Source organism: Pandoraea vervacti, from assembly GCF_000934605.2.
Classification (GTDB): domain Bacteria; phylum Pseudomonadota; class Gammaproteobacteria; order Burkholderiales; family Burkholderiaceae; genus Pandoraea; species Pandoraea vervacti.
Genome location: NZ_CP010897.2, coordinates 1,058,219 through 1,080,777, shown reverse-complemented (window position 1 = coordinate 1,080,777; position 22,559 = coordinate 1,058,219). Strand labels below are relative to the sequence as shown.

General features: G+C 62.1%; 24 protein-coding genes and 1 tRNA gene. 15 read left to right on the top strand and 10 right to left on the bottom strand.

Annotated features, from left to right (window positions below):
• Positions 1 to 12 precede the first annotated feature (12 nt).
• Entirely contained in the window at positions 13 to 258 is a 246-nt protein-coding gene (locus UC34_RS04905; RefSeq protein ID WP_052810901.1) for a DUF4224 domain-containing protein, read from the top strand.
• Between the two features lie 181 nt (positions 259 to 439).
• Positions 440 to 1,294: a tyrosine-type recombinase/integrase gene (locus UC34_RS04900; RefSeq protein WP_237165236.1), complete on the top strand. Its 855-nt coding sequence runs from the start codon at positions 440 to 442 to the stop codon at positions 1,292 to 1,294.
• 104 nt (positions 1,295 to 1,398) lie between these two features.
• Here UC34_RS04900 and UC34_RS26150 read toward each other — a convergent pair whose 3' ends face one another.
• The 7 genes from UC34_RS26150 to acs form a co-directional block, all read right to left on the bottom strand.
• Positions 1,399 to 1,548, bottom strand: a complete 150-nt coding sequence (locus UC34_RS26150) for a hypothetical protein (protein WP_418303933.1) — start codon at positions 1,546 to 1,548, stop codon at positions 1,399 to 1,401.
• A 67-nt stretch (positions 1,549 to 1,615) separates the two neighbouring features.
• A protein-coding gene (locus UC34_RS04890) for an IS3 family transposase (RefSeq protein WP_167370682.1) occupies positions 1,616 to 2,814 on the bottom strand; the annotation gives its coding sequence in 2 pieces (ribosomal slippage) (positions 1,616 to 2,499 and positions 2,499 to 2,814; 1,200 coding nt in all).
• A gap of 72 nt (positions 2,815 to 2,886) precedes the next feature.
• Complete coding sequence (locus UC34_RS04880; protein WP_044454366.1) at positions 2,887 to 3,660, bottom strand: hypothetical protein; 774 nt, start codon at positions 3,658 to 3,660, stop codon at positions 2,887 to 2,889.
• 379 nt (positions 3,661 to 4,039) lie between these two features.
• Positions 4,040 to 4,130, bottom strand: a tRNA-Ser gene (locus tag UC34_RS04875).
• An 86-nt stretch (positions 4,131 to 4,216) separates the two neighbouring features.
• Positions 4,217 to 6,235 (bottom strand): sodium:solute symporter family protein, encoded by a 2,019-nt coding sequence (locus tag UC34_RS04870; protein WP_044454364.1) that lies wholly within the window; start codon positions 6,233 to 6,235, stop codon positions 4,217 to 4,219.
• Entirely contained in the window at positions 6,232 to 6,675 is a 444-nt protein-coding gene (locus UC34_RS04865) for a DUF4212 domain-containing protein (protein ID WP_052810900.1), read from the bottom strand. The genes UC34_RS04870 and UC34_RS04865 overlap by 4 nt, the downstream gene beginning before the upstream one ends.
• A gap of 342 nt (positions 6,676 to 7,017) precedes the next feature.
• Positions 7,018 to 9,000, bottom strand: coding sequence for an acetate--CoA ligase (gene acs / locus UC34_RS04855; protein WP_044454360.1), 1,983 nt, complete (start codon positions 8,998 to 9,000; stop codon positions 7,018 to 7,020).
• 354 nt (positions 9,001 to 9,354) lie between these two features.
• On the opposite strand from acs, the gene UC34_RS04850 reads away from it, so the two are divergent.
• The 13 genes from UC34_RS04850 (at position 9,355) to hemP (ending at position 19,908) form a co-directional block, all read left to right on the top strand.
• Complete coding sequence (locus tag UC34_RS04850; RefSeq protein WP_044454358.1) at positions 9,355 to 10,239, top strand: DMT family transporter; 885 nt, start codon at positions 9,355 to 9,357, stop codon at positions 10,237 to 10,239.
• 246 nt (positions 10,240 to 10,485) lie between these two features.
• A complete protein-coding gene (locus UC34_RS04845) occupies positions 10,486 to 11,004 on the top strand; it encodes a TIGR00645 family protein (RefSeq protein WP_044454356.1) in 519 nt (172 codons plus the stop codon).
• Between the two features lie 42 nt (positions 11,005 to 11,046).
• A complete protein-coding gene (locus UC34_RS04840) occupies positions 11,047 to 12,570 on the top strand; it encodes a fumarate hydratase (RefSeq protein ID WP_044454355.1) in 1,524 nt (507 codons plus the stop codon).
• A gap of 338 nt (positions 12,571 to 12,908) precedes the next feature.
• Positions 12,909 to 13,388, top strand: coding sequence for a bacterioferritin (gene bfr / locus UC34_RS04835; RefSeq protein WP_044454353.1), 480 nt, complete (start codon positions 12,909 to 12,911; stop codon positions 13,386 to 13,388).
• Positions 13,389 to 13,513: 125 nt separating this feature from the next.
• Positions 13,514 to 14,371 carry a glutamate racemase gene (murI, locus tag UC34_RS04830; RefSeq protein ID WP_044454351.1) on the top strand — a complete coding sequence of 286 codons (858 nt, stop codon included), beginning with the start codon at positions 13,514 to 13,516 and terminating at the stop codon, positions 14,369 to 14,371.
• 176 nt (positions 14,372 to 14,547) lie between these two features.
• Entirely contained in the window at positions 14,548 to 14,808 is a 261-nt protein-coding gene (locus tag UC34_RS04825; protein WP_044454350.1) for a (2Fe-2S)-binding protein, read from the top strand.
• Between the two features lie 432 nt (positions 14,809 to 15,240).
• Complete coding sequence (locus tag UC34_RS04820) at positions 15,241 to 15,960, top strand: energy transducer TonB (protein ID WP_052810899.1); 720 nt, start codon at positions 15,241 to 15,243, stop codon at positions 15,958 to 15,960.
• A gap of 31 nt (positions 15,961 to 15,991) precedes the next feature.
• Complete coding sequence (locus tag UC34_RS04815; protein WP_044454348.1) at positions 15,992 to 16,729, top strand: MotA/TolQ/ExbB proton channel family protein; 738 nt, start codon at positions 15,992 to 15,994, stop codon at positions 16,727 to 16,729.
• Positions 16,730 to 16,756: 27 nt separating this feature from the next.
• Positions 16,757 to 17,179: an ExbD/TolR family protein gene (locus UC34_RS04810; RefSeq protein ID WP_044454346.1), complete on the top strand. Its 423-nt coding sequence runs from the start codon at positions 16,757 to 16,759 to the stop codon at positions 17,177 to 17,179.
• A gap of 249 nt (positions 17,180 to 17,428) precedes the next feature.
• Positions 17,429 to 18,328: a pirin family protein gene (locus UC34_RS04805; protein WP_044454344.1), complete on the top strand. Its 900-nt coding sequence runs from the start codon at positions 17,429 to 17,431 to the stop codon at positions 18,326 to 18,328.
• Positions 18,329 to 18,517: 189 nt separating this feature from the next.
• The gene (locus UC34_RS04800) at positions 18,518 to 18,928 is read left to right on the top strand and encodes an OsmC family protein (RefSeq protein ID WP_044454343.1); all 411 of its coding nucleotides are present in this window, start codon (positions 18,518 to 18,520) and stop codon (positions 18,926 to 18,928) included.
• A gap of 82 nt (positions 18,929 to 19,010) precedes the next feature.
• Positions 19,011 to 19,481, top strand: coding sequence for an SRPBCC family protein (locus tag UC34_RS04795; protein ID WP_044454341.1), 471 nt, complete (start codon positions 19,011 to 19,013; stop codon positions 19,479 to 19,481).
• Positions 19,482 to 19,656: 175 nt separating this feature from the next.
• Entirely contained in the window at positions 19,657 to 19,908 is a 252-nt protein-coding gene (hemP, locus tag UC34_RS04790) for a hemin uptake protein HemP (protein ID WP_044454339.1), read from the top strand.
• 469 nt (positions 19,909 to 20,377) lie between these two features.
• Here the strand turns inward: hemP and UC34_RS04785 are convergent, their stop codons facing one another.
• From UC34_RS04785 to UC34_RS04775, 3 genes are all read right to left on the bottom strand, one after another.
• Positions 20,378 to 20,785, bottom strand: coding sequence for a GlcG/HbpS family heme-binding protein (locus UC34_RS04785; RefSeq protein WP_044454337.1), 408 nt, complete (start codon positions 20,783 to 20,785; stop codon positions 20,378 to 20,380).
• Between the two features lie 134 nt (positions 20,786 to 20,919).
• Positions 20,920 to 21,708, bottom strand: coding sequence for a YdcF family protein (locus UC34_RS04780; protein WP_044454335.1), 789 nt, complete (start codon positions 21,706 to 21,708; stop codon positions 20,920 to 20,922).
• A 243-nt stretch (positions 21,709 to 21,951) separates the two neighbouring features.
• The gene (locus tag UC34_RS04775; protein ID WP_237165235.1) at positions 21,952 to 22,485 is read right to left on the bottom strand and encodes a Dps family protein; all 534 of its coding nucleotides are present in this window, start codon (positions 22,483 to 22,485) and stop codon (positions 21,952 to 21,954) included.
• Positions 22,486 to 22,559: the final 74 nt, after the last annotated feature.

Genomic DNA, 22,559 nt, shown 5'->3' with positions numbered 1-22,559 from the left:
GGAGATGCATCGATGCGAAATCTGTCTTTGATGTTTCTCGAGCCCGAGGAAGTCGTCGCGCTCACCGGGCGCCGGATGTACTCCGCTCAGGCGCGCGCACTGCGAATGATGGGTATTGAGCATCGCGTGCGCCCGAATGGCACGATTGTTGTCCTGAGTGAACACGTCACCCTCGCGCTCGGTGCGCAAAGCGTTACAGCTGCGCGTGCCGCCTCCGTTGAACCGGATTGGAGGTCGATGAATGCCAAGAGAGCGTGACGCCCGAAACAAGGGGTTGCCCACGCGGTGGCGGCACATTGGTAACGCATACTACTACCAAGTGCCGCCCGGTCTCGAATCGATGTGGGATGACAAAAAGACATTTCGTCTCGGGTCTTCGCTCACTGAGGCGTATCGAGTGTGGGCCGACCGGCTTGGCGATCTGGAGAACATTCGGACCATGGACAAGCTGTTGGACCGGTATACGCGTGAGGTTCTGCCAACCAAGGCAGTGACGACACAAGCGCAGAACGCATCCGCAGTGAAAGCGCTGAAGCCTGTGTTCGGGCGGATGCCGCTTAACAGCATCAAGCCTCGTCACGTCTATCAGTACATCGATAAGCGCGAGGCGAAGGTCTCCGCGCGCCGCGAGGTCGAAGTGCTATCGCACGCGCTGACGAAGGCTGTCGAGTGGGGATACATCGACCGGCATCCGTTCAAAGGAGAGATTCGGTTGGCAAGCGTTCCGCCGCGAACACGGTATGTCGAAGACTGGGAAGTCCTCGAATGCTTCTCGCTGACGTCAAAACGGAAGGCCGGTAGTGTCCTCGCAGTTCAGGCATACATTCGCGTTAAGGTGCTTACGGGATTGCGTCGTGGCGATCTGCTGCGTCTGCGTCTCGACGATCTGCAAGAAGACGGCATCCATGTCATGCCAGCTAAGACGGCGCACAGCACGCGTAAGCGGCTAATCATCGAATGGACCCCCGCACTACGAGATGCGATAGACGGAGCCAAAGCGGTCAGGCCATCACAAAGGTCGGAGTGGCTGTTTTGCACTCAGCTTGGCGAAAGCTTCCTCAATGAAGATACGGGGAGGGCCGGTTCGTGGGACTCGATGTGGCAAGGATTCATGCGTCGTGTTTTGACTGAAACGAAGGTGGAAACTCGGTTTACCGAGCATGACCTTCGTGCCAAGTGTGCCAGTGACGCAGAAACACTGACGCATGCTCAAACGCTTCTGGCCCATGCTGATAGTCGCCTGACCGCCCGGGTCTATCGCCGCAAACCTGAACGCGTCAAGCCGCTGCGGTAAGGGTGATTTATCACCGGGCAGCCAGTTGCACCCGACTTGACGGGCCATGAACGGCCCGCTCATCGCTATCGCGTGGCGCTCACTTAGACGGGCCAACTTCGAATTTAGTACCGATTGAACTTACTCACATATCGCACAAGGAGCCAGCCCTCACGTGCCTCATCGCTTGACGGATCTCGATACACCGCGTGTACCCAGTCACCAAGTTGTTGATCAACGACTACACGAGTTCCAAAGGGCAGTCGCGAGAGCACTTTAGATTTTTGTTTTGGCGAGGCATGCACTGGAGTTGCCCCTGTAACTCAGGACAGGCGGACACTGTTAGGTTGATGACACCGCATTACGCCTGAACTCGCGAGGCGAGCGGTATTTCAAGGCTTTGTGCGGGTGGCGCTCATTGTAGTGTTCAAACGCGATTGCCAGACGCGAGAGCGCTGTTGGTGCGTCAGGCTTGTCCATATAGGCGACGTAATCGTGCTTCATGGTCTTCACGAACGATTCGGCCATGCCATTGCTCTGCGGCGAACGGACCGGCGTGGTCAGCGGCTCAAGACCCAGTTCGCGAGCGAAGCTGCGCGTGCGGTAGTCGATGTAGGCCGAGCCGTTGTCCGTCAGCCATTCGATGGGGTGCGCGGCCTGCGTGGTGCCGAAGCGCTGTTCGACGGCGGCCAGCATCACGTCTCGCACCACATCACCGCTATGCCCGCCGGTCGTTGCGGCCCAGCTAATCGCCTCGCGGTCGCAGCAGTCCAACGCAAACGTCACGCGCAGCGGCGTACCATCGTCGCACCGGAACTCGAAGCCATCGGAGCACCAGCGGGTGTTGCTGCGCTCCACGGCAACGCGACCGTCATGCCGCCGCTTGTCTTGCCGCACGCCGGGGCGGCGCAGCAGCAACTGATGCTCCCGCATGACCCGATACACGCGCTTGACGTTGATGCACGGCGCACCGCTCTGCTCCCGACTGCGGCGCAGCAGCGCCCAGACACGCCGGTAGCCATAGGTAGGAAGGTGCGCCACATGGGCCTGAATCTCCTCGACCAGCCCGGCATCGTTGGTCACGCGGGCACGGCGACCATCGCGCCAGTCGGACGAGCGAGCTCGCTTGACCGCCACGGCAGAGCGCGCCACGCCGAGAACTTCGCAGACCGTCTTCATCGGTCGTCCCCCGGCAGCAAGGGCGAGCGCGCAATCAGGTTTTTTGACCGGCCCCATTCCACGGCTTCTTTCAGGATTTCGACCTCCAACGTCTTCTTCCCGAGTAGCCGTTGCAACTCCTTGATTTCCTTGATGGCGGCGGCTAGCTCAGATGCCGGTACAACGGTTTCACCCGCCTTCACCGCCGCCAGACTGCCTTCCTGGTATTGCTTGCGCCAGCCGAACACCTGGTTGGCATTGACGCCGTGCCGACGTGCAACGGCCGACACCGACGCTCCCGGCTCCAATGTTTCCTGCACGATGGCGATTTTTTCCTGCGCCGTGCGCCGACGACGGCGCTCCGGCTCGGTCAGAATTTCGATGCTTTCCACGTAATGACTAGGCTTACTGATAGGCACAAGACTATCCCTTATTTTAAGAGAGTCCTCGTGTCCTCAGATACGTGGGGCCGCTCCATGCACACTCAAGTCGGGGGCCGCAATGAAACGCAGCGAATGTCGTTGTTCTTCGGTGAGTTCTGGAGGCGGTGATGCACGCACCAACTTCACTGCCTCTCTGTGAGTGAGGCCAAGCAGCTCCTTCATTTCACCGACATTGGGAATCTGATTCGCGACCCAACTGAGCAAAAGCGCGAAAATCACTCTCCAGACGAAGATGGCGACCGCCAATGTGGGACCGGCAGCATATTGCAACAGAACATCAAGCGTTTCACCAACCGTGCGAGTGCGTGCGATTGCGGCCGACAGCTCGGTGAAATCGGTTGCGACTTGCTCGCCAGCGTCCAGTGCTAATGTTGCTTTGCCACCGCCTTTGACCTGTCTATGAGCGTTAAGTCCGTCTATCGTCTCGTGAATGCGTTTGACGTAGGCGGCATGTTCTGTTCCGAACATTTCAAGCCGAGCGAGCGACCTTGCTCTTTGATGCGCGAAATCTGGATAGGGGGCGGCAAAATTCGAGGGCAGCTTGACTAGCGCGTCCAGCCTCTCCTGAAGTTCCTGAATTGGCGCGATAGCCTTTTCAATCTGCTCCTGCAATGCATTGTTGGGACGCATAAGCTCGTCGAATTTCTTCTGAAGCTCCAGCCAGGGACGCTCAATCTCAGCGATCTGACGGCGAAGCGCGAGAGTTGGCCCCAAAATTTCGCGTGTTCGCTCATGTAGCTCTTTGAATCTCAACATCTCATTCTGAAATTTGTTTTCAAGATCCATCGATTCTTCTCGGTATCACGTTTCGTGGCGGTGCTTAACTGTGCGTCCATGTGAGGACGCTTCGATCACAGCGCTATCGGTTGCATATGCACGTTGCAGGAAATACGTAGCCGGCTCATTGTGAATTGCCTGGAGTGTAGAAGGACGGACCCGATTCGTCGTAGTCGCGTATTGCCCGTCACCTTGACAGCAATTTCGTCTCGGTTCGATGAAGAGGACGGTGATACCAACTAGGCAACGTTGTGACCAGATCGGTCGTCAGGAGAGGCGTGCGAATCCGGCGGCAGAATTTTTCACCGGTGAGCATCTGAATAGTAAACATCCCGCCAATAGTAAACGCACAAAGGGCCTCCCAACTGGGAAGCCCTTTGTTTGTTCTTGGCGGAGAGAGGGGGATTCGAACCCCCGATAGGCTATTAACCTATACACGCTTTCCAGGCGTGCGACTTAAACCACTCATCCATCTCTCCTGAATGGTCGCGCATTATAGCAGGTCGGCGGCAACATCTCACGCCTTTCGTATCATCCGAGGCGAAAATCCGTCTCACGTCCCGTATCACGGGCGTCTGAGATGGTCCACCAGATGGCGGTCGCGCTCGCTCGGGCGGGCGCCCAGCAGGCTGAATGCGATCGCCACCGCAAACCCCACCGGCACCCCAAACGCGCCCGCCGAGATCGGGTCGACGCCCCACCAGCGTGAACCCGCAAAGCCCGTCAGACGGGTGAAGAACGGGTACGTCGTCATGATGTAGTACACACACACCAACAACCCGCTCAGCATCCCGGCCGTCGCGCCCAGACGTGTCGTCCGCTTCCAGAACACCCCCAGCACCAACGCAGGAAACAGGCACGACGCCGCCAGCGAAAACGCCGCCCCCACCAGGAACAAAATGTTCCCCAACTTCAGCGACGTCACATACGACGCAAACATCGCCACACACAACAACAAGATCTTCGACGTCGTCACCCGCTTCTGACTCGATGCATTCCTGTCGACCATGTGGAAATAGACGTCGTGCGACAACGCATTCGCAATCGTCAGCAACAACCCGTCCGCCGTCGACAACACCGCCGCCAATGCCCCCGCCGCCACCAGACCCGATATCACATACGGCAGCCCCGCAATTTCCGGCCCCGCCAGCACAAGCATGTCGGGCTGCATCCAGATTTCGCCCCACTGCACCACGCCATCCCGGTAGACATCGGAGATGTCCAGCTGCACTGGCGTCGCGTGCCGCCATTGCGTCACCCACCCCGGTAAATTCTCGTACCGCGCCCCCACCAGATGCAGCAGCACGTCGTACTTGAGCATCACCGCCAGCGCCGGGGCACTCACATACAGCAACGCAACGAAAAACAACGTCCACCCCACCGAACTGCGCGCGCCTTGCACCGTCGCCGTCGTGCCGTAGCGCGTGAGAATGTGCGGCAAACTCGCCGTGCCGATCATCAGGCACACCATCAACAACAGGAAATTCAGACGCTGCGAACTGCGCGTCGTCTCGTCCTTCGCCGGGAACGGCTCCGTCATCGCACGCGGCGGCTCGCTGCGCTCGACATACTGATTGCGCATCTCCAACCACTGGTTCTGCGCCTCGCCCACGTCGCGCGGGAATGCCTCCAGCTTCGCTTCGAGTACCTTCACGTCGCGCAACGGACCATTGCGGCGCTTCGTATCCAGCAACTGCCGCTCCAACTCCGCGCGCTCGCTGTAAAACGTGTCCGGCAACCCGTCCAGCCGACGCTGCATCTGCTCGGCCTGTTCCCGATAGTAATCCCGCACCTCCTGCTCCGGCACCGAATCCCTGAGCGCCTTCTCCAATACCTCCACCTTCGCCAACGCTTCGCCGTAACTGAATTGCGGAAACCAGCCGTTGCCCGTCTGGTGGCCGATCATCGCGGTGGGCACCAGAAAGGCGGTGATCATGATGATGTACTGCGCGACCTGCGTCCAAGTCACCGCGCGCATGCCGCCAAGGAACGAGCACACGAGAATGCCCGCCAACCCGAAAAAGATGCCGATGGTGAATTCGACACCAATGAAGCGCGACGCGATCAGCCCCACGCCCTGAATCTGCGCCACGAGGTAGACGAACGAACACAGGATCGTTGAAAAGACCCCCAAGGCCCGCACCAGATTGCTGTCGTATCGCGTGCCGAGGAAGTCAGGCACCGTGTATCGCCCCATCTTGCGCAAGTACGGCGCGAGCAGGAACGCCACCAGACAGTACCCGCCCGTCCATCCCATGACGTACGCGAGTCCATCGTAACCGGAGACGTACAGCGATCCCGCCAACCCCATGAACGACGCCGCGCTCATCCAGTCGGCCGCGCACGCCATGCCGTTGAACATCGGCGGCACCCGACGGCCGGCGACGTAGTATTCGGCGGCGTCTGACGTGCGCGAGATCAGGCCAATCACCGCATAGACGGCAATCGTGACGAAAAGAAAGGCGTAACCGATCCACACGCCGGGGCCGTTGACCTTCTCGAGCAGGCCAATCATCAGCACGAACGCGAGGAAGCCCGCCGTGTAATACAGGTAGTAGCGCAGCAGCCTGCGCGTGAAACTCATCGGTAGGTTTGCGCCGAGACGGCGCCTGATGCGGAACGGGAAACCGTCCCCCGCGACGTGACCGGCGCCCGCTCGGGCGCGAGCGTTTCGCCGCTCAGGCCGAGGCTATCGCGACGTGCATCGCGAAGCGCCTGCAATGCCGAGCGATATCGCGCATCGTTGCGCCGCTGCACGAGGGCGTAGATGACGATCAGACCAATGTCGATCAGGATCGCGCCTTGCGCGCCCATATAGAACGGCAACGGCCATCCGGCAAATCGCATCGAGGCCCATTCGCGCGCCCAGAACTGCGGCACGAATGTCACAGCGAATCCGATCACCATCAGCACGACCACCAGCCATAACGTGCGACGCCAATGGTGTGCCGCAATCGCAGCCGCCTCGCCGTGCCAGTCGATGTCAGGCGGCAAGCTGGTGGAATCAACGCTACCGGTCGACATATCGTGTGCCAGACGAGAGGTACGAAGAAGTGAAGGTCGAACGCCCGGTCGTCATGCGCCATGACGCGGCCAACCGGCCATTGGGCGCGAAGCTGAACGACGTGGCGTCAGTGGCGCACGTCCCGCGGCCGTCAACGTGCCAGTCAACGTGCTCCGCCAACGCGAACACGCCGTCAGACGAGTTGTCCGACGGCGTGTCGCCGACATCCGCGAAATCAGCGAGATCACTGAATTCGTCGATGTCGGCGTGGCCCGGCGCACCCGGACGATCGGGCGCGTCGGGCCGCGAGCGAGTTGCCATGGCCGGACGTTAACGGACAGGAATCCCGCGCCGACTGACGCTCACTGCGCCTGCTTGAGTTGATCCAGAATGGCCGGATTCTCGAGCGTGGACGTGTCCTGGGTGATCTCTTCGCCCTTGGCGATCACGCGCAGCAAGCGACGCATGATCTTGCCCGAGCGCGTCTTCGGCAGGTTGTCGCCGAACCGAATGTCCTTTGGCTTGGCGATCGGGCCGATTTCCTTGCCGACCCAATTGCGCAGTTCGAGCGCCAGTTGCTTGGCCTCCTCGCCCGTGGGACGCGAACGCTTGAGCACCACGAACGCAACGATCGCTTCGCCCGTCGTGTCGTCCGGACGCCCCACCACCGCAGCCTCCGCCACGATCGGATTCGCCACCAGCGCCGACTCGATTTCCATCGTGCCCATGCGGTGACCCGAAACGTTCAGCACGTCGTCGATACGACCCATGATGGTGAAGTAACCGGTCTTCGCATCGCGAATCGAACCGTCGCCCGCCAGGTAGATCTTGCCGCCCAGCTCCGACGGGAAGTAGCTCGATTTGTAACGCTCCGGATCGCCCCAGATCGTCCGAATCATCGACGGCCACGGACGCTTGATCACGAGCATCCCGCCCTGCCCGTTCGGCACGTCCTGCCCCGTCTCGTCGACGATGGCGACCGCCACGCCCGGCAGACCCAGCGTGCACGACCCCGGCACCAACGGCGTCGCGCCAGGCAACGGCGTAATCACGTGGCCGCCCGTCTCCGTCTGCCACCACGTGTCGACGATCGGACAACGGCCGCCGCCAACGTTCTCGTAGTACCACATCCACGCTTCCGGATTGATCGGCTCGCCGACCGACCCCAGAATGCGCAGCGACGACAGGTCGTACTGCTTCGGGTGCACTTCCGGCGTCTGCTCGGCCGCCTTGATCAGCGAACGGATCGCCGTGGGGGCGGTGTAGAACACCGTGACCTTGTGACGACCGATCATTTCCCAGAAACGGCCGGCGTTCGGATACGTCGGCACGCCTTCGAACACGACTTGCGTGGCGCCCACGGCCAGCGGGCCGTAAGCAATGTACGTATGGCCGGTGATCCAGCCAATGTCCGCCGTACACCAGAAAACGTCGTCCGGCTTGATGTCGAACGTCCACTGCATCGTGAGCGACGCCCACAGCAGATAGCCGCCCGTGCTGTGCTGCACGCCCTTAGGCTTGCCCGTCGAGCCCGAGGTATAGAGGATGAAGAGCGGATGCTCTGCGCTGACCCACTCCGGCTCGCACTGGTCGGATTGTCCGGCGACGAGGTCCTGCAACACTTCGTCACGGCCAGCCTGCATCGTCACATTGCCACCCGTACGGCGGTAGACGATCACCGACTTCACGTGCTCGCAGCCGCCCATGGCAAGGGCTTCGTCGACAATGGCCTTCAGGGGCAGCGCCTTGCCGCCGCGCATCTGCTCGTCGGCGGTAACGATGGCCACCGCGCCGGCGTCGATCACGCGTTCGTTGAGGGACTTGGCCGAAAAGCCGCCGAACACGACCGAGTGGGTCGCGCCGATGCGCGCGCACGCCTGCATCGCGACCACGCCTTCGATCGACATCGGCATGTAAATGACCACGCGGTCACCCTTTTTCACGCCCTTGGCCTTGAGCGCGTTCGCAAAGCGGTTCACGCGCGCGAGCAGGTCGCGGTAAGTGACCGGGGTCACCGTGCCGTCGTCGGCTTCGAAAAGGATGGCGGGTTTGTCGCCCAGTCCCGCTTCGATCTGACGGTCCAGGCAGTTGTACGACGCATTGATCTGACCGTCTTCGAACCACGTGTAAAACGGGGCGTTGGTCTCGTCGAGGACTTTGGTGAACGGCTTGTGCCAGGCCAGATTCTCACGCGCCTGACGCGCCCAGAATCCCTCGTAATCCTTCTCGGCCTCGGCGCACAGCGCCTCATAGGCGGGCATGCCGGAAATGTTCGCTTTGGCGACCAGCGCCTGCGGCGGCGCGAAAACGCGCTGCTCCTGCAATACCGATTCAATTGCTGCCATGAGTTGTCCCCTCTTATGGATATGCAAATACGATTGCAATCAAGCCTAAACAGATCGCTGACGTCACATTAAGACGAGCGACTTACTAACGCCTTACACTGGTGCACCCGACGGCCGCGTTGTACGTGCGGGACTCACGCAAATCGCGTTGTCGCATTGCAGCAAACCGTGGCGTAATCGCTACAATCCTACGCTCATCACCCCCTTCCTGCCACCCCGGAATCGCCCGGAGCGCCCGTGAATTCGACCTCTACGCCTCAATCGTCCGGTAACAACGCGCTTGACAGCACCCCGCGCACCTCCACCACGGATCGCCTTTTCGCACGATTTCCCAGTTTTGCCCTGGCGCTGGCCATGACCCTGGTCGGCGCCAACGTCGGTATCGGCAAGACCATGGTGGCCGTCATGCCCGTCGCCGCGTTCGCCCTGTGGCGGTTCATGATCGCCATCGTCGCCCTCTCCCCGCGCTACCGGCCGTCCGCCATGCGGCGCGTGACGCGTCGCCAATGGGGGCATCTCTTCGTGCAGACGTTTTTCGGCACTTACCTCTTCACATTACTGATCCTGTTCGGCGTGCGTATGACGACGGCTACCGCCGCCGGCGTGATCACCGCGACGCTGCCCGCCTGTGTCGCCCTGTTGTCGTGGGCCGTGCTGCGCGAACACCCGTCGCGGCGCACGCTCATGAGCATCGGACTCGCGATCGCCGGCGTGGCGCTGCTCAATGTCTCGCGCGGCGATGGACATGGTGCAGGCGCCGGCGCTGCGGCCAACGCCTGGCTCGGCAACGCGCTGGTGCTCGGGGCCGTCGTGTGCGAAGCGATTTACGTGATCGTGTCCAAACGGCTTGCGGCCGAATTGCCCGCCATCGACATCTGCGCCTACACGCATCTGATCGGCGGCGTGCTGATGCTGCCCTTCGGGATCGTGGGGCTGATGGCGGTGGACTACGCGGCGTTGACGCCCGGGCACTGGGCGCTGATCGTCTGGTACGGGCTCGCCGCCAGCGTTTTCTCGTTTTTCCTGTGGATGCGGGGGATCCGCCACGTGAGCGCGCAGCTCGCCGGGGTTTTCACCGCGATGGTGCCGGTCGCCGCGACCGCCTACGGCGTGATCTTTCTCGACGAACGGCTGTCCGTCGCGCAAGGCGGGGCGCTGGCGCTGACCGTGGCCGGCATCGTGCTCGCCGCACTGCCGTTCTCCGGATCGCGAAAGACGCTATTGCCGGCCCGCGACTGAATCGGACACAGGCGCGGGCGCAAGACGTTGTAAAATGCCCGCCATGCCGGATTTCGCGACGCGCTATCCGGCACAAGGAATCCCGTATTCGATTTCACCGAAAAACATGGCTCGCGCCCCCCGTGCGCGGGCCCAAGCCCTCACTTCGTCAAAACCGCCATGTCGACTTCTGGCCGACCGTCACACGCGTCTGAAACGTCTGAAACGTCTGATACGTCAAATTCGCCGACGCGTCACTCGCGCCCCATGCGCCCCCTGCCCCGCGTCATCTTCTTCAGCCGCTGGCTGCAACTGCCGCTCTACCTCGGGCTCATCGCCGCACAGGGCGTCTACGTCTACAAGTTCCTCGTCGAACTCTTCCACCTGATCACCCACGCCGCGACCTTCGACGAGACGCAGATCATGCTCGTCGTGCTCGGCCTGATCGATGTGGTGATGATTTCGAACCTGCTCATCATGGTGATCATCGGCGGTTACGAGACCTTCGTCTCCCGCCTCGGGGTCGAAGGCCACCCCGACGAGCCGGAGTGGCTCGATCACGTGAACGCCGGCGTGCTCAAGGTGAAGCTGTCGATGGCGCTCATCAGCATCTCGTCGATTCACCTGCTCAAGACGTTCATCGATGCGTCCCAGCAGACGCAGCACACCGTCATGTGGCAAGTGATCATTCACTGCGCTTTCCTGCTTTCCGCCGTCGTCATGGCCTACGTCAACAAGATGACGAACGACAGTCACGCACCGGCGTACGCAACCCAGCATCCGTAAGTCATTACAAATACCCGTCCCCACTAAGTCGAGAGCCGTTTCATGTCTACCGTCATTAATGAAGACGACGTCATTCAGAGCGTCGCCGGTGCCCTTCAGTACATCAGCTACTACCATCCGGACGATTACATCCAGGCACTGGGCCGCGCCTACGAGGCCGAGGAAAGCCCGGCCGCCAAGGACGCCATCGCCCAGATCCTGACCAACAGCCGCATGTGCGCCGAAGGCCGCCGTCCGCTGTGCCAGGACACCGGTATTGTCACGGTGTTCGTGAAGGTCGGCATGAACGTGCGCTGGGATGCCAAGCGCAGCCTCACCGACATGATCAACGAAGGTGTGCGTCAGGCTTACATGCACCCGGACAACGTGCTGCGCGCCTCGATCGTGGCGCCGCCGGAAGCCGGTCGCAAGAATACGAAGGACAACACGCCGGCCGTCATCCACTACGAAATCGTGGAAGGCGACAAGGTGGACATCACGGTCGCAGCCAAGGGCGGCGGCTCGGAAAACAAGTCCAAGTTCGTGATGCTCAACCCGTCGGACTCGATCGTCGACTGGGTCGTGAAGACGGTCCCGACGATGGGCGCCGGCTGGTGCCCGCCCGGCATGCTCGGTATCGGTATCGGCGGCACGGCCGAGAAGGCCATGGTCCTCGCCAAGGAATCGCTCATGGACCCGATCGACATCCATGACGTGATCAAGCGCGGTCCGCAGAACTGGAACGAAGAACTGCGCATTGAACTGTTCGAGAAGGTCAATGCCCTGGGCATCGGCGCGCAGGGCCTCGGCGGTCTGGCCACCGTGCTGGACGTCAAGATCCTCGACTACCCGACGCACGCCGCCTCGAAGCCGGTCGCCATGATTCCGAACTGCGCCGCCACGCGTCATGCGCACTTCACGCTGGACGGCTCGGGCCCGTCCTTCCTGGCTGCACCGTCGCTCGACGCCTGGCCGAACGTGCACTGGGCGCCGAACACGGAAACCAGCAAGCGTGTCGATCTGGACAACCTCACGCCGGAAGAAATCACGAGCTGGAAGCCGGGTCAGACGCTGCTGCTCTCGGGCAAGATGCTCACGGGCCGTGACGCCGCACACAAGCGCATTGCCGACATGGTCGCCAAGGGCGAACCGCTGCCGGTCGATTTCAAGGGCCGCGCCATTTACTACGTCGGCCCGGTCGATCCGGTGCGCGACGAAGTCGTCGGCCCGGCAGGCCCGACCACGTCGACCCGCATGGACAAGTTCTCCGACCTGATGCTCGGCAAGCTCGGCCTGTCCGTCATGATCGGCAAGTCGGAACGCGGCCCGGCAGCCATCGAAGCCATCAAGCAGCAGAAGGCCGCTTATCTGATGGCCGTCGGTGGCGCCGCCTATCTGGTGTCGAAGGCGATTCGCGCCGCGCGCGTGCTGGCCTTTGAAGACCTCGGCATGGAAGCGATCTACGAGTTCGACGTCAAGGACATGCCGGTGACGGTGGCGGTGGACTCGACCGGTGTCTCCGTGCACCAGACCGGTCCGAAGGAATGGCAAGCGAAGATCGGCAAGATTCCGGTCGCAGCGCAATAAGTCTTATCGGTACCTGCCTCGCGTTCGCTCAGCTGGTGTACTTGCATGTGTACCCGCTTGTGAGCGCGTTGGCATCCGGTCGACGGTTTTCACGTCGTCGACCCGCAGAAGAAAGCCCGGCATGGTCCGGGCTTTTTTTCGTCCCGCCAAAGCGATCGGATGCTCGCCGATGCGTTGGGCGAAGGGGCGAAGGGGCGAAAAATGTCACGCGATAGAGCGAGAATGGATCGCATTACCATTCGCACCTCGGTTCACGAAAAGCCTTACAGAGCTTGGCTTTCCGAGCTTTTCAGGCTACTCTTCAACCGCTTGCAAACTGCATAAAACAGGGATCCGAAATGAAAGGCGACAAGAAAGTCCTCGAACTCCTCAACGCACAGCTCACCAACGAGCTGACTGCGATCAACCAGTACTTTCTGCACGCCCGCATGTACAACCATTGGGGTCTGACGAAGCTCGGCAAGCATGAGTACGACGAATCCATCGGCGAGATGAAGCACGCCGACAAGCTGATCGAGCGCATCTTCATGCTCGACGGCCTGCCGAACCTGCAAGATCTGCACAAGCTGCTCATCGGTGAGAACACCGAAGAAATTCTTCAGTGCGATCTGAAGCTCGAATACCTCTCGCAGAAGACCTGCAAGGAAGGCGTGGCTCACTGCGAAAGCGTGAAGGACTTCGTCTCCCGCGAGATCTTCAACGAGATCCTGCACGACACCGAAGAGCACATCGACTGGCTGGAAACGCAGATCGAACTCATCGGCAAGGTCGGTCTTCAGAATTACCAGCAGTCGGGCATGGCGTCGTTCGAAGAATAAGCCCGACACCCCGCGAAACCCAGATAAGAAACGCGCATCGTCGCCCCGTCATCCCTCGATATCGGTTTGCGAGCTTTGCGCTAGAATTTCGGGGCCGGCCATTTGCCGGCCCTTTTTCATTTGCCATGCCCTCCAACGCGCCGATTGGCGTCTTCGATTCCGGCCTCGGTGGCCTCTCCGTCTTGCAGGCCGTACGTGCCCTGTTGCCGCACGAGTCGCTGCTGTATGTCGCCGACGCCCGTTACGCCCCCTACGGCGAACGCCCCGACGCATTCCTCGAACAACGCAGCCTCGCCATCGGCCGATGGGTCCGCGAGCATGGCGCGAAGGCGTTTGTCGTCGCCTGTAACACCGCCACAGCCCATGGGGTCGCGGCGTTGCGTGCCGACGGATCGTGGCCCGTGGTCGGTGTCGAGCCCGGCATCAAGCCCGCGGCGGCCGCCTCGCGCAGCGGGGTCATCGGCGTCCTGGCCACGGCGGCGACGCTGCGCAGCGCACGCTTCGCCGATCTGCTCGCACGGCATACCGCACAAGGCCAACGTTTTCTTTGCCAGCCGGGGCATGGGCTGGTCGAATGTATCGAGGCGGGCGACGTCGACTCGTCGAATGTCGTGGCGTTGCTCGATAAGTACATTGCGCCGATGGTGGCGCAGGGCGCCGACACACTCGTGCTGGGTTGCACCCATTACCCATTCCTGATCCCGGCCATCGAGCGTCAGTTCGGCACGGCGCTCACGCTCGTCGACACCGGCGCGGCCATCGCGCGTCAGCTTCAACGCCGACTTGAGGCCGACGATCTGCTGGCGCCCGATGGCCTCACCGGCGGCCTTCAGCTGGTTACGACCGCCAACGCGAATGCCCTTCAGACGATGGCGGACCGTCTGCTCACGAATGTCCCGCGCGTCGCGACGGTCGAAATCCCTGAGGCGGCGGCGTCGATCGACTTGCAGATGCCCGCGAAAGGCGCGGCCGGTCTGGCCTGAGCGCGATACCGGCTCGGGGGCACCTCGAAGGTTGCCCCCAACCTTCCCATCATTCCCGCCTGACATCATTTCCGTATATCCCTGCGCGTGCCATGGGATAGGTCGATGGCGCTTGCAAAAGACGTCAACTTAAATAATAATTATTCTCATTAGTGTTACATTTTGACGTTTTCACCATGATCGTCTGCGTATGTAAATCCGTTTCCGACCGTCAGATCAAGGCTTGCCTCGATGCCGGCGCCACCACGATGGAAGATCTTCAGATCGACCTCGGCGTTGCGCTGTGCTGCGGCAAGTGCGGTCCGTACGTTCAGGAAATGGTGACCGGCGCCACGCCGTGCTGTGGTCGCTCGTGCGGTGGCTGCTGCCAGTCCGCCAGCGTCGAGACGACGACGGAAGTCGTGGTGATGCGTCAGGAACTCGCGCTCGCGGCCTGAGCGTTCGACTTTCCACGGCGAGGCATGTCCTCGCCTTTGTGTTTCCGCTTTGTGTTTCCGAATTTTTGGAATCTCGCCGGCGTGACCGCCCAGCAGGTCACGAGGCAACGGAGCCAGCCAGACGTCATGCGGCGTCACGTGCCAGCCAGCGACTTGTCACCCTGGAGGTGTCGGATGGAACTCCTGATTGGCTTTGTTTCGACGCTGTGTTTGTCGTTTTTCCTGTTTCGAAGGTGAGTTTGCGCACGGTTGCCGATTGACTGTGTTCGCCGACCGCGCCTCCTGGCGCGGTTTTCCTTTGATCGTACGTCCGGCGGTGCCGAACACCGAGGCTTCGCGCCCCCGGCATGCCGGGCACGCCCGGGGCACGATTGGCTGCTCTCACTGCTCTGAGCGTTCATTGCCGCAAATTAGCGTACCCTAGCCGTTATCATGTCGACCGCCGTGTCCCCCGCCGTGCCCGAATCAGGCCTTGCACTCACGCAATTTCGCGATCCGCTGACGTCGCCGCGCGCCATCGCGATTGCCGCAGCCATCGTCGTCGTTCACATTGCCGCTCTGGTCGGTCTGTCGCACCTGCGCAACGAACCTGAAAAGGCGACGATCGAGCCGACGACGTTTACCGCCACGATCATTCCGCTCACGCCCGCCCCGACGCCGCCGCAACCCGCGCCGCCCAAGCCGCAGCCGGAACCGCCCAAGCCAAAGGTCGCCCCCCCGCCGCCGAAGCCGCGCGAGCAACCCAAGAACGCCATCACGCAAAAGGCCGAACCGGTCGCGCCGCCACAGCAAACGACGCCGGAGCCGGTGCAGCAAGCGGCGCCCACGCCGCCGGCACCGCCCGCGCCAGCCCCGGCTCCCGCGCCGTCCGGCCCGATTGAAGGTTTGGCCGTGAAGTGCGACGAGCCGCGCGTGGTCTACCCGACGCAATCGCGCCGCGTCGGCGAAGAAGGCATCGTGACGTTGCGTCTCGTGATCGACACACGGGGCGTTGTCTCGAGCGCCAATGTCGTCAAGTCGAGCGGTTTCCCCCGTCTCGATCAGGCAGCGCGCACCGCCGCACTCGCGATGCGCTGCGCCCCTCCGATGCAAGGTGGCCGCGCGGTCGAAGCCGCGGCGACCAAACCGTTTAACTTCAATCTGAACGATTAACGATCTACCTGGATCTTCCGAGGAACGAAAAATGCAAGAGTATGGTTTGAGCCACGTCTGGTCGCAGGGCGATTTCGTCACCCGCGCCATTGCGATCGTGTTGCTGGTGATGTCGGTGCTGTCCTGGACGGTCATCATCATCAAGGGCACGCAGGTTTTCCGTCTGAGCCGTCTTACGCGCACCGCCGAGCCGGACTTCTGGCACTCGGAGAATTTCTCCGCCGGCCTGCAAAAGCTGGGCGAATCGGGTCAGAACAACCCGTTCCTGGCCCTCGCCCTCGCCGGTCAGGACGCCGCCGAGCACCATCGCCAGAGCCAGCCCCACCTGCACGACAAGATGGACGTGAGCGACTGGATCACGCGCGCGCTGAAGAACTCGGTGGACGACACGGTCTCGCGCCTGCAAAGCGGTCTGGCCATGCTGGCCTCGATCGGCTCGACGTCGCCGTTCGTCGGTCTGTTCGGCACGGTGTGGGGCATCTACCACGCCCTGCTCGCCATTGGCGCATCGGGCCAGACGACTATCGACAAGGTGGCCGGCCCCGTGGGCGAAGCGCTGATCATGACCGCCTTCGGTCTGTTCGTCGCCATTCCCGCCGTGCTGGGCTTTAACGCACTGACCCGCGCCAACAAGGGCATCGTCTCGAAGCTCAACCGCTTCGCGCATAGCCTGCACGGCTATTTCCTGACGGGCGCCAGCGTGCATTCGACGCAGTTCGCCAGCAACGTCACGCCGGTGCGCAAGTCCACGTCGGCCAGCGCCAGCTAAGCCGCCGCGCAAGAGAAGGAGTTTGCTATGGCTATGGGTTCATACAGCAGCGACGACGGTGCCGATGACGCCATGATGAGCGAGATCAACATGACGCCGCTCGTCGACGTCATGCTGGTGCTGCTGATCATCTTCATCGTGACACTGCCGGTGCTCAATCACGCGGTCAAACTCGACCTGCCGCAGGCAAGCAGCCAGCCCGAAGACACCAAGCCTGCCAAGGTCGACCTGTCGATCCAGGCGGACGGCAGCGTCTTCTGGGACAAGCAGCAGATCGACGACGCTACGCTCAAGGCGCGTCTGGCGCAGGCTGCCGAAGCGCAGCCGCAGCCGGAACTGCACTTGTTCGCCGACAAGAGCGTGCGTTACGAAAGCGTCGCCAAGGTACTCTCCGAGGCACAGACGGCGGGCGTGACCAAGCTCGGCTTCGTGACCGAACCGGCCAAGTAAGTCCGGGATATTCGCGAATCGCAGACGCTCAGGCGCGGTGCCGGTCACCGCGCTTTTTTTCGTCTGTGCGATCCCAAAATCTGCTCTTTTTCTCCGTCTTGTCGCCGACTGTTCCAATCCGGTAACAATCCTTCCTGCGTTACGGACTACTCCCGGGGCGGCTCACCCCGATATAGTGGGGACATGACAATGGATGCCACAACGCCACACTTCCCGATTGCGGCGCGCATCCTCACAGGAGATTCCCCCATGAGCACCACCTACGCCCGTCCGGTAGCCCGCGTCTTCACGGCTGCGCAAACGCAGGAAGGCGCCGGCTTTCACGTCAACCGTCCGTTTCCGACGCGCATGATGATGGATTTCGATCCGTTCCTGCTGCTCGACGAAATGGGGCCGATGCAAGTCGCCCCCGGCGACGCCAAGGGCGCGCCCGATCATCCGCATCGCGGCTTCGAGACCGTTACCTATCTGCTGGCCGGGGAGATGGAACACCGTGACTCGCAAGGTCATGCAGGCAAGCTCACCCCGGGCGACGTGCAGTGGATGACGGCGGGCGCCGGCGTCATTCACTCGGAAGAGCCGTCGCACGCGTTTCAGCAGCGTGGCGGCGAGATGCACGGCTTCCAGTTGTGGGTGAATCTGCCGAGTGCCGACAAGATGATGACGCCCCGCTATCAGGAACTGCCGGCAGCCGGTATTCCCACGGCAACGAGCGACGACGGCAAGGTCTGGGTACGGGTGATCGCCGGCGAGGCGTTGGGTACGCGCGCCGCCATCGAGACACGCACGCCGATCCTGTATCAGCACTTCACGTTGGAACCGCAGGCGCTGCTGGATCACCCGGTGCCTGCCGACTTCAACGTGTTCGCTTACGTGATCGACGGCGAAGGCCACTTCGGTCCGGAAGCCACCGCCGCGAAGGCGCATCAGATGGTCGTGTTCGGCACGCAGGGCGAAGGCGTGACGGTGCGTAACGACGGTGACACCCCGCTGTCGTTTCTGCTCATCGGCGGCAGGCCGCTGGGCGAGCCGGTGGCACGTTACGGCCCGTTCGTGATGAACACGGAGAGCGAGATTCGTCAGGCGATCCTCGACTTTCAGGCAGGACGCATGGGGCATATCCCGGCGTCGGTCTCGCGCACCTCTTGAGCCTTGCGCGCATGGCGGGTCCCGGCGTCATGGCGCGGGCCAGCGGTTCGCGTCAATCCCGACGGCCCGGCGAAATTCGGTCACAATGACACTCAGAGTGAGCAGCGCGTGGAGTGGCCCAAATTTCGTCGGGCCGCTTTCATTGAAACCCATCAGACCGTTCGAGACGTAGCGGATAAAGGAGCCACCATGGCCGCAGAAGCGATTGTCACCGCCCATCTGGGCGCCGCGGGATACACCACCCATCTGTCGGACGGCAAGCACGAGTGGATCGCCGACGAGCCCGAAACGCTCGGCGGCGGCGATTTGGGTCCGGCGCCGGCAGCATTGCTGCTCTCGAGCCTCGGGGCATGCACGTCGATCACGTTGCACATGTATGCGCGACGCAAGGAATGGCCGCTCAAGGATGTGAAAGTGACATTGGCGATGAATCCGGACGGCAAGCCGCCCGTCGGTACGACGCAAATTACCCGCAAGATCGAGTTGGCGGGCGACTTGTCCGAGGAACAGCGTCAACGCCTCTTGGAAATCGCGAATGCGTGCCCAATTCACAAGGTGCTGTCGGGCACTGTGGCCATCGAGAGTTCGCTGGTCGAGTAACGCCGGGTGCCGAGCCGGTGCGCCACGCGCGCGCCGGCCGCTTCGACCCGAAGCGATTTACAGCATTTAAGGGGAAATAGTCTTGCAGTACGAACACCTGATCGAGGTCAACGACCTCCTGAACCCGTTAACCCTCGCACTCACGCGCGACCAACTGTGGCGTGGCCTCGTGCTGCGCGCCGAACAGCCGCAGGCGTTCGTGCTGGGACTCGATGAATGCATCATGCACGAGCGCACCGAGACCACGCTCGATCGCGAGCTTCGCTTCGGCCAGACCGTGGTGCTCGACCGCGTCGTCTTCGAAGCGCAGGAGGCCGTACGCTATGAGACGGCGGCAACCGATGCACACGCGGGCGGCACCCTGACGATGCGTATCGAAGAACCGAATCCGACGCACTATTTCGTGCGATTCACGTACAGCACAACGCTGCCGGAGGATGCGGCGACTGCCGACACGCGTTACAGCGAGTTTGTGAAATCGGCCTACCGCGAAGCCGACATCGACACGGTCCGCCGCATTCGCGAACTCGCCGAGCAGGGCGAACTCGGCTGATCCCCCGCGGGCGCTACGTTTGCGCCCGTTGGGTCAGACGACGGCCGGACGAGGAAGACACCGTCCGGCCAATCCAAATTAGCCAGGAACTACCAAACCCAACATCCGATAGTCAAATTCAAATACAAATGGGAATGATTCTCATTTAAGATTCTTCTCACAGTCAGCCACACGGATGAGCGAGATGACCGCAAGCCACACCACTGCCCACGAGACCACGCCCGCCACGGCACCGCGCCGCACGCTTTCGGTGTCGCGTACGCCGGTGGCCAGCCCGGCGGCCGGCAAGCCGGTCAGCCCGCCTAATGGCCGTGTGCTGACGAGCGATCACCTGTTGCAGGGCACGCAGTGCGTGAACATCCTGCACAACGGACAGACTTACCAACTGCGCGCTACGCGCTACGGCAAACTGATCCTGACGAAGTAAGACGGAAAACAGCGGTACAAACGGACATAACGTATTTTGGCGGCGGCGAGACCACGACCTTGCCGCCGCCTTCACCGAGTTTTGTGGGGACCACCTCGCCTAAGAGGTGTTTGGCAGTAGCCAGCGAACGCAACGCGATCCCATGTAGTTACGGCAAGCCCCTCTCTACCTGCGTTGCGCGCCAGCCAAACCGCTTTTTTGTCCGTCCACGCCGGTTTCATTGATGTTCTCCTCGTGGCGCGACCTGCCAAGCCTCAGGTTGTGCCAACCGGCCTGACAAGCCCTTAACCCGTTCGAGAGGACGGGTTTTTCTTTGGGTGCACGCTTTGCGCACAGACAAAAAAAGCATCGCCAATGTTCATTGACGATGCTTTTTCGTTCCCGACGCCCGCCGGGCCACGACGACCCGGCAATACACGAGCCCCGCGTGGGCGGGGTTATGGGCACATCACTGGCGATTACTGACAGGTTATGCGCCAGTAACGGCGGCGATGCCAGCGCGGGCGATCTGCGCATCCTGCGCCGACTTCACCCCCGACACGCCTACTGCGCCGATCACGTTACCGTCGACGATGATGGGCACGCCGCCTTCGAGCATGGCAGTGTTCGGTGCGCTCAGGAATGCGAAGCGCCCACCATTGATCATCTCTTCGAAGGCGCCGCTCTCACGACGGCCGACAGCCGACGTCTGCGCCTTGCCGAGCGACATCATGGCCGTGCTGGGGGCCGCACCATCCATGCGATACAGCGACAGGGCGTGGCCGCCGTCGTCAACAATGGTGATGCACACATTCCAGCCGTTTGCGCTCGCTTCTGCGACGGCGGCCGCGTTGATCTTCTGCACGTCTTCAACGCTCAGGACAGCTTTTGTCTTCATACGTCTCTCTCGTTAGGGTTAGCCATTCAGGGAGCCTGCACCCACGCACTGACGTGGGCAATGACTCCGGAAAATCCTGCTGTGTTCCGCCCGCGATGCACGAAATTCGTGGCGCCCGGCGAACGGCCATCCGCTCAGTGCCCCACGCCGAGCGCCATCCACTCGCGCAACGCCGCACGTGTCATGCGCATGCCTTCGAGGGTTGGCCACCAGCCGGGAACGGTGTCCGGTTCGAGCGTCATGGCATGGCAACACGGTGCGGGTACCACCGTCAGACCGGCCCGCTCGAACTGCTCACGAGCGCGGCGCATATGCCAGGCGCTCGTGACCAGATAGATGCGCGACACGCCGACGTTGCTCAGCATGCGCGCACTGAAAATGGCGTTTTGCGCCGTGTTCAACGATTGTCCTTCGACCCAGCGCACCGGCACGCCGAACTCGTCGGTCGCGACCTGCGCCATGATGGGCGCCTCGGCCGCGCGCCCAGTGGGACTGCCGCCGGAGACCAGCACGGGCAATTGGGCACGACGCGCAAGAAACGCACCGTAGCGCACCCGAGCGAGCGTCGCCTCGCTCAGATCCACAGCATTCTCGCGTCCGAACTCCGGCGAGCCAAAGCTCATGCCGCCCCCCAGAATCACAACGGCCTGCGCCCGCGTTGCGGCGCTGCCGGGCACCGCCAATGAGGTGTCGAACGTCTTCGGATCGACCGCCTTACCGACTTCAAGCGGACGGGAAAGCCACTGGCCGACCCACGGCATCGCCTGCCCCCAAAGCGCAAGCACAGCCACAACCGCCAGCACCCGCCCGATACGAGGACAGCGCCGCCACAGGACGAACGCCAGCCCTGCGAGCACCAGCACATTGGCGGGCGGCAGGAACAGGCTGACGAGGAGATTTCGGGCGAGCCAGTCGAAGGGCATCCGGCGAGTGTACTGGAGTGCACCGCAGAGTGCACCCTTTCTCTATTGCCCTTCTCGTCCGATAGCGAAGAGACCGCACGCCATGGGAATCGCCCGACGGCGCGACGCCAGTGAAAAACGCCCGCGCCGGTGTGGCGCGGGCGCGTGAGCCCGGCACCTACGGGTGCCCCCTGAGTGGACGCGGCGCATGTCTACCTGCCGGAACGGACGACGTCCGCCGCAGACAGCGCCACAGCCGACACGTCACGCGAGCAAGCTACGCAGCATCCATGCGTTTTTCTCGTGCAGTTGCATGCGCTGCGTCAGCAGGTCGGCGGTCGGCTCGTCCGAGGCGGCATCGACGATCGGGAAGATGCCGCGCGCCGTGCGCGTGACCGCCTCCTGACCTTCGACGAGTTGACGAATCATTTCCTCGGCCACAGGCACGCCCTCGGCTTCGGGAATCGACGATAGCTTGGCAAATTCCTTGTAGGTGCCCGGTGCCGGGTAGCCCAGCGCCCGAATGCGCTCGGCGATCTGATCCACGGCCGTCGCGAGTTCGTTGTACTGACCTTCGAACATCAGATGCAGCGTGTTGAACATCGGGCCGGTGACGTTCCAGTGAAAGTTGTGCGTCTTCAGATACAACGTGTACGTGTCGGCCAGAAGGTGACTCAACCCTTGCACGATACGCTTGCGATCCTTGTCGCTGATGCCGATGTTCACGCGCGCCACGGTGGCCGCCGTGGGGGTGACGACGTTGCTTGTCTGACCTGTTGCCTGACGTTGCTTTGCCATGATTGACTCCAATTGCGTTGCTGCCTGGCGACGCCGCGCCGAGGCACACTAAAAAAATGCCGATCGACCGGAAG

Excerpts from the sequence above, each read along its gene's own strand:
- UC34_RS04905 (WP_052810901.1), top strand. The coding sequence starts at position 13 with ATGCGAAATCTGTCTTTGATGTTTCTCGAGCCCGAGGAAGTCGTCGCG.
- UC34_RS04900 (WP_237165236.1), top strand. The coding sequence starts at position 440 with ATGGACAAGCTGTTGGACCGGTATACGCGTGAGGTTCTGCCAACCAAG.
- UC34_RS04880 (WP_044454366.1), bottom strand. The coding sequence starts at position 3,660 with ATGGATCTTGAAAACAAATTTCAGAATGAGATGTTGAGATTCAAAGAG.
- UC34_RS04870 (WP_044454364.1), bottom strand. The coding sequence starts at position 6,235 with ATGAGTTTCACGCGCAGGCTGCTGCGCTACTACCTGTATTACACGGCG.
- UC34_RS04865 (WP_052810900.1), bottom strand. The coding sequence starts at position 6,675 with ATGTCGACCGGTAGCGTTGATTCCACCAGCTTGCCGCCTGACATCGAC.
- acs (WP_044454360.1), bottom strand. The coding sequence starts at position 9,000 with ATGGCAGCAATTGAATCGGTATTGCAGGAGCAGCGCGTTTTCGCGCCG.
- UC34_RS04850 (WP_044454358.1), top strand. The coding sequence starts at position 9,355 with ATGACCCTGGTCGGCGCCAACGTCGGTATCGGCAAGACCATGGTGGCC.
- UC34_RS04845 (WP_044454356.1), top strand. The coding sequence starts at position 10,486 with ATGCGCCCCCTGCCCCGCGTCATCTTCTTCAGCCGCTGGCTGCAACTG.
- UC34_RS04840 (WP_044454355.1), top strand. The coding sequence starts at position 11,047 with ATGTCTACCGTCATTAATGAAGACGACGTCATTCAGAGCGTCGCCGGT.
- bfr (WP_044454353.1), top strand. The coding sequence starts at position 12,909 with ATGAAAGGCGACAAGAAAGTCCTCGAACTCCTCAACGCACAGCTCACC.
- murI (WP_044454351.1), top strand. The coding sequence starts at position 13,514 with ATGCCCTCCAACGCGCCGATTGGCGTCTTCGATTCCGGCCTCGGTGGC.
- UC34_RS04825 (WP_044454350.1), top strand. The coding sequence starts at position 14,548 with ATGATCGTCTGCGTATGTAAATCCGTTTCCGACCGTCAGATCAAGGCT.
- UC34_RS04820 (WP_052810899.1), top strand. The coding sequence starts at position 15,241 with ATGTCGACCGCCGTGTCCCCCGCCGTGCCCGAATCAGGCCTTGCACTC.
- UC34_RS04815 (WP_044454348.1), top strand. The coding sequence starts at position 15,992 with ATGCAAGAGTATGGTTTGAGCCACGTCTGGTCGCAGGGCGATTTCGTC.
- UC34_RS04810 (WP_044454346.1), top strand. The coding sequence starts at position 16,757 with ATGGCTATGGGTTCATACAGCAGCGACGACGGTGCCGATGACGCCATG.
- UC34_RS04805 (WP_044454344.1), top strand. The coding sequence starts at position 17,429 with ATGAGCACCACCTACGCCCGTCCGGTAGCCCGCGTCTTCACGGCTGCG.
- UC34_RS04800 (WP_044454343.1), top strand. The coding sequence starts at position 18,518 with ATGGCCGCAGAAGCGATTGTCACCGCCCATCTGGGCGCCGCGGGATAC.
- hemP (WP_044454339.1), top strand. The coding sequence starts at position 19,657 with ATGAGCGAGATGACCGCAAGCCACACCACTGCCCACGAGACCACGCCC.
- UC34_RS04785 (WP_044454337.1), bottom strand. The coding sequence starts at position 20,785 with ATGAAGACAAAAGCTGTCCTGAGCGTTGAAGACGTGCAGAAGATCAAC.
- UC34_RS04780 (WP_044454335.1), bottom strand. The coding sequence starts at position 21,708 with ATGCCCTTCGACTGGCTCGCCCGAAATCTCCTCGTCAGCCTGTTCCTG.
- UC34_RS04775 (WP_237165235.1), bottom strand. The coding sequence starts at position 22,485 with ATGGCAAAGCAACGTCAGGCAACAGGTCAGACAAGCAACGTCGTCACC.